Genomic DNA, 11600 nt, shown 5'->3' on the forward strand with positions numbered 1-11600 from the left:
CGGCGGTGTTCGGGGGCGCCTGGTGGAGACGGCGCCGGGGTTTCAGGAATGGGTCGCCAGGTGTTCCAGCAACGGGCCGGTGACGCGGGCGGGGTCCTCCTCGGGCAGCCAGTGGCTGGCCCCGGTGAGGGGCAGGTAGGAGTAGGGCGCCGACACCCAGGCCGCGGTCGCCTCGGCGGCCTGCGCGGTGAACGCCAGGTCGTGCTCACCCCAGACGTACAGCGTCGGGACGGTGATCGCCGGAACCTCGGCGTCGCCGCTGTCAAGGGCCCGGTACCAGCTCAGCGCGGCGGTGAGCGCGCCCGGCCGCGACAGCCGGCGCACGTTGTCCTCGACCAGCTCCGCGGGGACCCGGCCCTCGTATATGGCGCGCAGCCGCGCGGCGTCGTCGGCCAGCAGCACCTCCTCGGCCTTGCCCTCGGTCCGAAACAGCCGGATGTAGGCCAGCCGGCCACGCTGCTCCTCCGAGGCCGCGGAGACCTCGGTCAGCGCCTGGGGGTGCGGGGTGGCCAGCACCGTCAGCGAGATCAGCCGTTCGGGGCGGCGCGCGGCGGCCGGCCAGCACAGCACCCCGCCCCAGTCGTGTCCGACCAGGTGGAACCGTTCGGCGCCCAGCTCGTCGGCGAAACCGAACAGGTCGTCGAGCAGTTCGGACACCACGTAGTCGCGGACGTCGCCGGGGCGCGCGCCGGGGGAGTAGCCGCGCTGGTCCACGGCCACCGCGCGGTAACCGGCGTCGGCCACCGACAGCAGCTGGGCCCGCCACGAGGTGGCGAACTCGGGGAAGCCGTGCAGGAACAGCACCAGGGGTCCGTCCTCGGGACCCGCCGCCAGGGCGTCGAACGTCAGGAGGCCACGCCGCAGCGTCAGCCTCTCGGCTCCGGGAACGAGGTCGTGGGACATGCTCCGCCTCTCGCTGGGAAGGCCTCCGCCACGCCGTAGCCTACGCCGCCGCGCCGCGCGGGTCCGCGCTGCGCGGCCGGGTGTCGCCGGGCAGGGACGCGCAGGCGCCGCGTGCGGGGGACCACCGCCCGCCGGAGGGGAGGGACCCGACCGGCGGACGCCGCCCGCCTCCGGCCGCACCGCCACAGGCCCGGTGACCTCGGGGGAGCGGCGCACTAGAGTGGAGGGATGAGACGCCGTTATCGGCGCTACGCCTGGCTGATGGGCATCTGCCTGACCCTGTTCGCGGGTTCGCTGCCCGTGTACTACCTCGCCGGTACGGGGTGGGCGGTGGCGATGTGCGCGGTCGCGGCGGTCCTGCCACCGGTCGCCGTCATCATCGGCAACTCCGCGGACCCCACCGACCCGGCCGACCACGACGCCCGCTACGGCCCCAACTCCGAATGATCCCGGCCGCCCCGCGGCGGCCGGGACCACGCCGCTAGCCCGCCGGACGGTCCAGGACCCGGCGCAGCGCGGCCAGGACCAGCTCGGCCCGATCGGGGCGCGCGTTGTGGCCCATCAGCCCGATGCGCCACACGGTCGAGGCGTACTCGCCCACACCGGCGCCGATCTCGATGCCGTACTCGGTGAGTAGCCGTTCGCGGACCTTCACCGAGTCGACGTCCTCGGGCACCCACACCGTGGTCAGCTGGGGCAGCCGGTGCCCCTCGGCGGCGAACGGCTCCAGCCCCATCTCCGCCAGCCCCTCCTGGAGGCGGCGCCCCGCCTCGCGGTGGCGCTCGGCCACGGCGTCGACACCCTCCCGCGTGATCCGCTCCAGCGCCGACTCCAGGGACGCCACCATCGCCACCGGCGCGGTGTGGTGGTAGGCGCGCCCGCCCGGGCCGCCGCGCACGTAGGCGCCGAGCAGCCCCAGGTCCAGGTACCACACCGGCGGGGAGGCGACCCGGCGCCGCCAGGCCCGCTCGGAGAAGGTGAAGGGGGCCAGCCCCGGCGCCACGCCCAGGCACTTCTGGGTACCGGAGTAGGCGACGTCCACCCCCCACGCGTCCAAGGCCATCTCCATGCCGCCCAGCGAGGTCACGCAGTCGGCGACGAGCAGCGTCTCGGGGGAGCGGGCGCGCAGCGCCGCGCCCAGCGCCGCGATGTCGCTCTCGACCCCGGTGGAGGTCTCGGCGTGCACGGCGGCCACGACCGCCGGGGCCGGATGGGCGTCCAGGACCCGTTCGACGTCGACGGGTTCGCCCCAGGTGTGGTCGACCCGCACGACCTCGGCGCCGTAGCGCGTCGCCACGTCGCACATGCGGGCGCCGAACAGCCCGTTGACCGCGACCACCACCACGTCGCCGGGCCGCACGGTGTTGGCGAACGCCGCCTCCATGCCGATCGACCCGGTCCCCGACAGGGGGAGCGTCAGCGGGTTCGCGGTGCCCCAGACCGTGCGTAGTCCGTCACACGCGCGCTCCAGGATCCGGATGAACTCGGGGTCCAGATGGCCGAGCAGCGGGGCGCTGAGCCCGGCCGTCGCCTCGGGATAGGGGTTGCTGGGTCCGGGACCCAGGAGGATGCGTTCGGTCAAGGACATGGCGATCACTCTAGAGTGTCACGGTCCCCCGTTTCCCCCGCCGCCCCCGAGGGCGGGCCCGCCGGCGCGCGCTCGGACCGCCGCCCGGACGGGGGCGAGGGGACACCCTGGGAGAGGAGGAGCAGATGCCGGTGAACGGGACCGTGCCCGACGTCCACGGCCCGACGGCGCGGGTCGTGGCGATGGACGACCCCGCGACCGCGCCGATGATCGAGGGGCTGCGCGCCGAGTACACCCGCCGCTACGGGGCCGAGGCCGCCCAACGGGAGATGTCCTCCTACCCCCTGGCGGACTTCGCCGCCCCGCACGGGGCGGTGCTGCTACTGGAGGAAGAGGGCCGGGCGGTCGCCGGGGGCGCGCTGCGCCGCCTCGACGCCGGCACCGCGGAGTTCAAGCGGATCTGGACCGCCGAGGGGTGGCGCCGTCGCGGCCTGGGCCGCCGGGTCATGGCGGGGCTGGAGGAGCGCGCCGCCGCCCTGGGCTACCGGCGCGCCTACCTCACCACCGGCCCGGCCCAGCCCGAGGCCGTCGCGCTGTACACCCGCCTCGGCTACGAGCTGCTCGACGACGAGGGGTGGGGCGAGGACGGGGAGCGCCGCTACTACGCCTTCGCCAAACCCCTCGACGGACCCGTGGCGCCGCGGTGAGCGGCGCGGCCTCCCCCGCCGGGAGCCGGCGGGGGAGGCGCCGGCCTCACGACAGGTCGGTGACCCGCTTGCCGTCGCCGCCCTTGTCGATGACGAAGGCGTCCACGACCGTGCCGTCGGCGGTCTTGGCCTGGTAGGTCAGCTCGTCCCCGTCCACCTCGACGATCTGGTAGGTCTGGGTGTCGCCGAGCTGGGTGCGGACCTCGGCGCCGCCACGCTGCCAGTCGCTCGCGGTGGGCGTGTACATCTTCGGCCCGGTCACGGAGACGACGTAGACGGGGCCGGTGTGCACGTCAGGGTCGTCGGTGCGGTTGGCGACGAGGTTGCCGCGCCCGTAGGAGTGGTCGTGGCCCTGCAACACCAGGTCCACGTCGTACTCCTCCAGGACGTCCAGCCAGTAGTCGCGCACGACCGCGCCGCTGCGCCCCTCGCTGTTGGCGAAGACGGGCTGGTGGAAGGTCACCACCGTCCACGGGTTGGGGTTGTCGGCCAGCACCCCCTCCAACCACACCTGCTGGTCCTCCATCCAGTCGACGATGTCCAGCCACGGCGCGTTGGTGTAGTTGCTGTTCAGCGAGATGAAGCGGACGCCCTGGTAGTCGGTGTAGTAGGCGGTGCCGTCCAGGTCGTCGTCATCGGGGCCGTTGCCGGTCCCGGGGAAGTGGAGCGGCCAGTGCCCCGACAGCGACCAGCCGCTGTACTCGTGGTTGCCGGGGGTGGCGATGTGGTTCATCGAGGCGCCGTTGTCCGTCCCGACCGCGGCGAACCACTCGGCCCACTGCCCGTCGTTGTCGGCGTTGTTGACCAGGTCGCCGGCGTGCACGGTCAGCGCGGCGTCGGAGGCGTCGGCGTAGGCCGCGCGCACCACCGGCGCGGCGCCGGCGGTGATGTCGTTTTGGATGTCGCCCAGGTACAGGAACGAGAAGGGGGCGGGGCCGTCGGCGGCGGTGCGGAAGGTGAACCACGCGCTCCACGTCGTCCCGTCGCCCACCCGGTAGCGGTAGTCGGTGGCGGGGGACAGGCCGGTGAGCGTGGCCCGGTAGTAGGTGCCGCCCCCGGCCGTGCCGGTGCGTGCGCCGTCCACCGTGACGGACGCGCCGCCCGACGCGGCGGTGAACTGCACCTTCGGCGCGGTCGCGGTGGTGGTGCGCCAGGTGACGGTCTGGGACGTGGCGGGCGACTCGGTGGGGACCAGCAGCACCCGTTCGGGCGTGGTCGCCGCGTGCGCGTCACCGGGGACGGCGAAGGGCAGGACGAGGCCGGCCAGCGCGCCGGCCAGCAGCAGGCGCGCGCCGCGGGACGCGGCGCGAGGGGAGGGGGGAACCGTGGGCACGGGATCTCCTCGGAAGGCGGGGGAGGGGGACGCCGGTCACGGTAATCGCGCCAGGGGACGCACACGTGAATCCGGTTCTAACTTCGGTGTCCGTCCCGTCGCGCACGGTCACCTGGCCGGCGCGCCGCCCCGCGGACCGGTGGCACCCCCGTCACGTGCGGTGACACGCCTCCCGCCCCGCCCAGGGCGCGGCACCCGGCGTTCACGGCCCGTTCACACGGCCGCGGGGGGCGCCCGCCCGAAGCCGTCCATCGCCTCCCGGCACACGGGCTCATACGATGGGAGGAGGACCGCCCTGAGCGGCCCCCACCCAGCGCAGACCCGACGAGGAGAGCCAGACCGTGACCGAACACCAGCGTCCACAGACCGAGACCGGACAAGAAGGCGCCGCCGGTGACGCGCCGGTGTTCACGCCCCGCAAGAACGGCCCCTACCAGGGGGTCTCCGAGGAACTGGCCGAATGGATGCGCACCGGCTGGGCCGACACCGAGCGCACCGACCTGCCGCCCCTGGAGCAGGCCCCCTACACCGCCAAGCGGCGCGCCGCGCTGAGCGCCCGCTTCCCGGGCGAGCGCATCGTCGTGCCCGCGGGCAACCTCAAGGTCCGCTCCAACGACACCGAGTACCCGTTCCGCGCCGCCTCCGACTACGTCTACCTGACCGGTGACCAGTCCGAGGACGGCTGCCTGGTCATGGAGCCGCGCGACGGCGGCGGCCACGAGGCCACCGTCTACCTGCTGCCGCGCTCGGACCGCGGCAACGGCGAGTTCTGGCTCGACGGCCACGGCGAACTGTGGGTGGGGCGCCGCAACAGCCTCACCGAGGCGGCCCGGCTCCTCGGCACCGCCACCGGCGACGTCCGGCGGCTGCCCGAGATCCTGCGCGAGGCCCCCGCCGCCCCCACCCGGATCGTGCGCGGCCACGACGCCGCCCTGGAGGAGGTCCTGGCCGGGCTGCGCGAGGGCGACGGGGACGAGGCGGCCCGGCGCGACGAGGAGCTCGCCGTCCACCTGCACGACGCCCGCCTGGTGAAGGACGAGTGGGAGATCGGCCAGCTCCAGCGCGCCGTCGACTCCACCGTGCGCGGCTTCACCGACGTGGTGCGCGCCCTGCCGCAGGCCGAGGCCACCTCCGAGCGTTACATCGAGGGCACCTTCTTCCTGCGCGCCCGCGTCGAGGGCAACGACGTCGGCTACGGCACGATCGCCGCGGCCGGCCCCAACGCCACCACCCTGCACTGGGTGCGCAACGACGGCGCGGTGCGCCCCGGCGAGCTGCTGCTGCTGGACGCGGGGGTCGAGACCACCACCCTCTACACCGCCGACGTGACCCGCACGCTGCCCATCTCGGGCCGCTTCGACGACGTCCAGCGCCGCGTCTACGACCTCGTCTACGCCGCCCAGGAGGCCGGCATCGCCGCGGTCGCGCCGGGCCGGCCCTTCCGGGCCTTCCACGAGGCTGCCCAGCGGGTGCTCGCCGAGGGCCTGATCGAGTGGGGGCTGCTGGAGGGGCCGCTGGAGCGGGTCCTCGAACTCGGCCTCCAGCGCCGCTACACGCTGCACGGCACCGGCCACATGCTCGGCCTGGACGTCCACGACTGCGCGGTCGCCCGCACCGAGTGCTACGTCGACGCCGACCTCGAACCGGGCATGGTGCTCACCGTCGAGCCGGGCCTGTACTTCCAGCCCGACGACCTCACCGTCCCCGAGGAGCTGCGCGGCATCGGCGTGCGCATCGAGGACGACGTTCTCGTCACCGCCGACGGCAACCGCGTCCTGTCGGCGGCGCTGCCGCGCCGCTCCGACGAGGTGGAGGCCTGGCTGGCGGAGCTGCTGCCCCGCTCCTGAGATCGGCTTCTGCGGGGCCGCTCTTGGGGGTCCGCTCCGCGGTCCCGCGCCGTCGCGGCCCTGCCGGAAAGGCCTCGCGGCCCCGCGCCGCGACGGGGCGGGGCCGCGAGGCCCGCCGTACCGCGAGGGCCGGCCCTGGGGACGGCCGGCGCGATCCCGGGGAGGCCGTGAGGCGCGGTCCTGCGGCGTGGCCGTGGCGTTCCCGGGCACGGCAGCCTCACACCCGGCTCCGGGAACGGACGCGACCACCGCGGCGGCTCCGGCCGTTCCCCGTCTCGCGGTTTGCGGCGAGAAGGAATTCCGGCAGAATGACGGTCGCCGGAAGCGGAATCTGACCGCTGTCGCGCGCTCCCAGGTTTATAAAGCGGAGATAACGGCCCGTAAAGCCGCAGGTCATCTTCTGTAAGCCCCGCGCACGCGGGGATGGACCGGCCGTACCCATGTTCGCGGCAACGCCCCTGTTGTAAGCCCCGCGCACGCGGGGATGGACCGAGAACGCAGCACCGAGGAACTCCACCGTCCTGGTAAGCCCCGCGCACGCGGGGATGGACCGTAGGGGCCGTCCATCGGCGCGGCGGCCTGCCCGTAAGCCCCGCGCACGCGGGGATGGACCTCCATGGTCGGCGAGAACCCGAAGCGCCCCCCTGTAAGCCCCGCGCACGCGGGGATGGACCGCTCACAGGGCGGCCCACAAACCTTTTGAGTTTGTAAGCCCCGCGCACGCGGGGATGGACCGGCCAGGGCGCCGTCCAGGCCGATGGCCTCGGTGTAAGCCCCGCGCACGCGGGGATGGACCGTTGCCACCCTCGACGCCTACGCGCGGTGGTGGGTAAGCCCCGCGCACGCGGGGATGGACCGGAGGCGGGCACCTGGTCCGCCCCCGCCAAGAAGTAAGCCCCGCGCACGCGGGGATGGACCGCCGGGAGGGCCGCTACGAGGCCCTGACCGGTGGTAAGCCCCGCGCACGCGGGGATGGACCGGTGACGCCGTCGAGGTCGAGGACGACCAGGTCGTAAGCCCCGCGCACGCGGGGATGGACCGCGCCCCCGTGCCGGGGTCGTGTACGTGCCGATGTAAGCCCCGCGCACGCGGGGATGGGTTGACCGGATCCGCGAGGCCCTGCGGATCAAGCAGGCTCGGACCCGACAGGTCCGGGGGTCTCTACGCCGCGGCCGTCTCCCACCCGGACGGGCCAGGGTCTGCGGTTCCCGCGCTGATGCCGGGACCCGAAGTGGTCACGGACCGGTGGTGTGCGGGTGAAGCAGATGAAGGGGACGGCTCGCGATCTCCCTCCGGGGCCGTCCGGGCCGCCTGGTTCCACGCCGAGCCCGGCGTGGGGCTGTCGGTATTCCAGGTGTCCTCGTCCGGCCGGACCCGGCGACAGTACGTGACCGTGGGTCTACCTTCACCGATGGGCATTTCCTCGCAGGTAGGGAGCGCGGATGGGCGGTCACGAGAAGCCGGACTCACAGGACAGCGGTAAAGGCCCGAAATGGGAACAGGACGGACAGCAAGGGAGCGGTCACGGCTCTCAGACCATGCCCGGCTCCTCCGGTGACGGCAAGGAACAGAAGTGACCGATCCGGAGTACGGCCCGGACCGGCTCGCTGATCTCCTCGTCGAGGACGGGGTGCTCACCGATCCGGCGTGGGAGGCCGCCGTGCGGGCGGTGCGACGACACGAGTTCCTGCCCGAGGTGGTGTGGGTTCGCGATGACGACGGGTGGCGTACCCCGTACGGCCGGGACACCCCGCAGTGGCGCAACGCGGTCTATGCGGACTACGCGCTGGTCACGCAGGTGGACGATGGCCGCCCGGCCGGGCCGGACGGGCGGGGGCGTTATCCGACCTCCTCGGCGTCGCAACCGTCGCTGGTGGTGGCGATGCTCCAGGCCCTCGACGTCGCCGAGGGGCATCGGGTGCTGGAGATCGGTACCGGCACCGGGTACAACACCGCGCTGTTGTGTCACCGGCTCGGTGATGAGAACGTCACCTCGATCGAGGTGGATGAGACGGTGGCCAGGCAGGCCGCGGCGAACCTGAAGGCCGCCGGGTACGCGCCGCGCCTGGTCGTCGGCGACGGCGCGGAGCCCGTGGACGGAGGGCCGTTCGACCGGGTGATCGCGACCGTCGGGGCCAAACGCATCCCCCGGGCGTGGGTCTCCCGGCTCCGGCCCGGTGGGCGGCTCGTCGTCCCCTGGGGCAGCGACTTCGGTGGCCACTGGCTGGTCACTCTCACCGCCGATGGGAACGGGGCGGTGCACGGCCGGCTCGACGGGATCGAGGCCGCGTTCATGTGGCTGCGCGACCAGCGCTCCCATAAGGGGGAATGGTCCGATCACATCGACTTCGACGCGAAGATGCGCGACGCGGTGACGGCCCTGGATCCGAGGGTGGTCCACGTGGAGGAGGGCGGCGGGGCGGGGGTCGTCCTGGGGGCGCTGGTGCCGGACCTGTACCAGATCACCGCGTGGCCCAAGGACGCCGAGGGGCACCCGATCCGTTCGGGGCGGTGCACGGTGTGGGTGTATGACGCGCGGGGATCGTGGGGGGCCGCCACCTACCTGCCCGACGCCGATTCCTACGAGGTGAGCACCTACGGCCCCCGGGACCTGTGGGCCGAGATCGGGGCCGCGTGGCGGGCATGGCAGCGGGCGGGTCGTCCCGGCCGGGAGCGGCTCGGTCTCACGGTCACCCCCAGCGGCGAGCACCGGCTGTGGGCGGACGAGCCCGGCAGCGTTCTCACGCCGTGATCTGGATGCCCTGACACGCGAAAATCCCCGCCCTACCTGGGGCTTCCCATGTGACTTCCACGGAGCGTGTGGCCCTGTTCGAACTGGGCTCAATAGAGAGCGGCCCGCACATGGCTACAGGATGCGGGCCGCGTTCGTGGGCTGGCGGGCCGCCCGTGCTTCGGCGAGGGTTTGGCGGTACTCGTGGGTCCAATCCGCGTCGCGCTGGTCCGGGAGAGCCCGTCGAGGTCCATGCGGATGTGGTCGGCGGCGGCCTCCGCCAGGTCGAGGAGGCGTCGGACGTCCTCGCGCCGTCCCGGCCGGGAGCGGATGATCCCGGAAGGTCCCTGACACATGAGGGAGGCCCTGCCTATCCTGGGGCTGCGACGCTCCAGGAAGGCAGGGCCTTATGACATCTCCTGGTACCTCGGACCTTTCGGGCGAAGAGCTGACTTTCGGGCAGCGTCTCAAGATCCTTCGCGCTCGGCGTGGCATGTCGCGGGACGTGCTCGGGGGCCTCGTTGGTAAGTCCGGCTCATGGGTGAAATCGGTCGAGGTCGGACGGCTCGACATGCCGAAGCTTCACATTCTGGTGCGGCTGGCTGAGGCACTGCGGGTCCGTGACCTCTCGCACCTCACCGGGGAGCGATCCATGCAGGTCGACATGTTCACGGGGCCTGGCCACACCCGTCTGCCCGCCGTGCGGGCGGCGCTCAACTCCTCGCCGGCTCTCACCCGCCGGGCGGCGCCGCCGGTATCGCACCTGCGCGCTCGCCTCGACCAGGCGTGGGTCGCACGGCACTCCTCACGCGATCACCGGGACGTCCTCGGCCGGTTGCTGCCCGGCCTGATCACCGACGCCCAACTTGCCGCCTACCAGGCCGAAGACCGGACGCAGCGGCGCGCGGCCCAAGCCGTGCTCGCCGAGGTGTATGCGATCGCGCAGTTCTTCATCGCGTACCAGCCGGCGGCTGACCTGCTGTGGCGGGTAGCCGAACGAGGAATGGTCGCCGCGCAGGACTCCGGGGACGTCCATGCGATCGGGGTGGCGTCGTGGCTGATGGCCCAGGCCCATCGGGATGCCGGGGACTGGGACGCCGCGGACGTGGTGACCGGCGAGACGCTGGACGCTCTGCGGCCCCATGTGGACGCGGGGCAGGTCCCCGCCTTCGCGATCTGGGGAGCGCTGCACTTCGAGGCCGGGTACACGGCGGCCCGCCGTGGCGAGGCGGGTTCGGCCTGGCGCTGGTGGGACTTGGCCGAGAGCATCGCCAGCCGATTGCCGGGCAGCTACTACCACCCCGTCACCTCGTTCTCCCGCGCCATCATGGGGGCGCACGCCACCACGGTCGCGGTCGAACTGCGAGCCGGTGGCGAGAGCGTCCGCCAGGCCGAACGCGCGGCGGACAGCGTGATCCCGTCCCGGCCGCGGCGAGCCCGCCACCGGATCGAGCAGGCCCGCGCTTACTACTTGGACGGCCAGTACCGTGAAGCGCTAGGCGTGCTCGACAACGCGTATGACGCGGCGCCGGAGACGATCGCTTACAACGGCTACGCGCGGCGAATCCTCCTAGAGGAACTGGACTCCCGCGACGCGTCCCGACGCACCAGCGCGAGCATCGTGGCGACGAAGGTCGGACTTCTCACGGCGTGACAACGAGGGGACACATTCTGTGCCCTCCCCCTGACGGGCCGCGATCTACCGTCAGGGCATGGCGACGACATGCACGTGGCCGGTCCCCCGCGTCCCTGAACAGTCTGCGGCCAGCCGGCATCGGAGGTTTCTGTTCCTGCTCGACCAGCGTCCGATCGCGGACCCGTCCCGTATCCCGGCATGTGTCGAGTGTGCCGAGGTGGCGCTGCGGCATGACGCCCGGTGGGAGGTCACGTATCGGACCGGTGACCCGGCGTCATACCGCGCGCGGCGCCGAGTGCGGCCGGATCTGGTGTTCATGGCCCCGGGAGGGGCGTGGTGAGTGCCTGTACCCCCGCAGGGCCGGAAACGAGCCGGGAGCATTACGCGGCGCAGTGTCAGATGGCCGCGCGGGCATGGCGGCTTGGTGTGCATCTGTCGTGGGAGGAGCACCGGCACGGGTGGGAGTACTGCCTGATGTGGCCGGACGGCCGGTGCGAGGTGTATGGCCTGCTCTCCCGGGTGCAGGAGCGCCTCGACCGGTTGGAGCGGGAGGTCCGGTGGTGAGCGTGCAGGTGACGGTCCGGGTGAACGGGCGTCACCTTCCCATCGCGCAGACACCCGCCGTGGGGTGGCCGGAGTTGTTGACCACGATCGAGGTCGCCGATCTGTGCCGGGTGGCCCCCAGCACCGTCGGCCGATGGCTACAAGAAGGACGGTTGCGCGGACAGCGGACGTTGGGGGGTCATTGGCGGATTCCCGCCGACCAGATCCGCGCACTCCTGGAAGGAGACCAGGGATGAGGCGGCCCTGCCTTCCCGGCCACGCCGTCGCGCGTGATCTGTCCCGCCGAAGCGGCGTGCTGGTGTGGCACGGGGAAACCTCACGCGGCTATCTCGCCCTGGCCGGGCGCGAACT

10 protein-coding genes and 1 CRISPR repeat array are annotated in these 11600 nt (G+C 73.0%); of the genes, 7 read left to right on the forward strand and 3 right to left on the reverse strand.

The window, feature by feature from the left end:
- Nucleotides 1-42 precede the first annotated feature (42 nt).
- Nucleotides 43-903 carry an alpha/beta fold hydrolase gene (locus B5D66_RS07710; protein ID WP_078760932.1) on the reverse strand — a complete coding sequence of 287 codons (861 nt, stop codon included), beginning with the start codon at nucleotides 901-903 and terminating at the stop codon, nucleotides 43-45.
- A 228-nt stretch (nucleotides 904-1131) separates the two neighbouring features.
- On the opposite strand from B5D66_RS07710, the gene B5D66_RS07715 reads away from it, so the two are divergent.
- Entirely contained in the window at nucleotides 1132-1350 is a 219-nt protein-coding gene (locus tag B5D66_RS07715; RefSeq protein ID WP_078760933.1) for a DUF3099 domain-containing protein, read from the forward strand.
- 34 nt (nucleotides 1351-1384) lie between these two features.
- Here the strand turns inward: B5D66_RS07715 and B5D66_RS07720 are convergent, their stop codons facing one another.
- On the reverse strand, nucleotides 1385-2491 hold the full coding sequence (locus B5D66_RS07720) for a pyridoxal-phosphate-dependent aminotransferase family protein (protein ID WP_078760986.1): 1107 nt from the start codon (nucleotides 2489-2491) through the stop codon (nucleotides 1385-1387).
- Between the two features lie 125 nt (nucleotides 2492-2616).
- On the opposite strand from B5D66_RS07720, the gene B5D66_RS07725 reads away from it, so the two are divergent.
- Nucleotides 2617-3138 (forward strand): GNAT family N-acetyltransferase, encoded by a 522-nt coding sequence (locus B5D66_RS07725; protein WP_078760934.1) that lies wholly within the window; start codon nucleotides 2617-2619, stop codon nucleotides 3136-3138.
- A gap of 46 nt (nucleotides 3139-3184) precedes the next feature.
- On the opposite strand, the gene B5D66_RS07730 is transcribed toward B5D66_RS07725, so the two are convergent.
- On the reverse strand, nucleotides 3185-4471 hold the full coding sequence (locus tag B5D66_RS07730) for a purple acid phosphatase family protein (protein ID WP_394330037.1): 1287 nt from the start codon (nucleotides 4469-4471) through the stop codon (nucleotides 3185-3187).
- Between the two features lie 341 nt (nucleotides 4472-4812).
- Between B5D66_RS07730 and B5D66_RS07735 the strand changes: the two genes are divergently transcribed.
- The 5 genes from B5D66_RS07735 to B5D66_RS25955 all read left to right on the forward strand — a co-directional run bounded on the left by B5D66_RS07735 (nucleotide 4813) and on the right by B5D66_RS25955 (nucleotide 11485).
- Nucleotides 4813-6318: an aminopeptidase P family protein gene (locus B5D66_RS07735; protein WP_078760935.1), complete on the forward strand. Its 1506-nt coding sequence runs from the start codon at nucleotides 4813-4815 to the stop codon at nucleotides 6316-6318.
- 402 nt (nucleotides 6319-6720) lie between these two features.
- A CRISPR array of direct repeats spans nucleotides 6721-7420; the repeat unit is 29 nt; unit sequence GTAAGCCCCGCGCACGCGGGGATGGACCG.
- A gap of 471 nt (nucleotides 7421-7891) precedes the next feature.
- Nucleotides 7892-9070 carry a methyltransferase domain-containing protein gene (locus B5D66_RS07740; protein WP_144390020.1) on the forward strand — a complete coding sequence of 393 codons (1179 nt, stop codon included), beginning with the start codon at nucleotides 7892-7894 and terminating at the stop codon, nucleotides 9068-9070.
- Nucleotides 9071-9458: 388 nt separating this feature from the next.
- Nucleotides 9459-10703 (forward strand): helix-turn-helix domain-containing protein, encoded by a 1245-nt coding sequence (locus tag B5D66_RS07745; RefSeq protein WP_078760936.1) that lies wholly within the window; start codon nucleotides 9459-9461, stop codon nucleotides 10701-10703.
- A 408-nt stretch (nucleotides 10704-11111) separates the two neighbouring features.
- Nucleotides 11112-11249, forward strand: a complete 138-nt coding sequence (locus B5D66_RS25950; RefSeq protein ID WP_235000839.1) for a hypothetical protein — start codon at nucleotides 11112-11114, stop codon at nucleotides 11247-11249.
- A complete protein-coding gene (locus tag B5D66_RS25955) occupies nucleotides 11246-11485 on the forward strand; it encodes a MerR family transcriptional regulator (protein ID WP_394330038.1) in 240 nt (79 codons plus the stop codon). The genes B5D66_RS25950 and B5D66_RS25955 overlap by 4 nt, the downstream gene beginning before the upstream one ends.
- Nucleotides 11486-11600 lie beyond the last annotated feature (115 nt).

The sequence above is a fragment of the Marinactinospora thermotolerans DSM 45154 genome (assembly GCF_900167435.1).
Classification (GTDB): Bacteria; Actinomycetota; Actinomycetes; order Streptosporangiales; family Streptosporangiaceae; genus Marinactinospora; species Marinactinospora thermotolerans.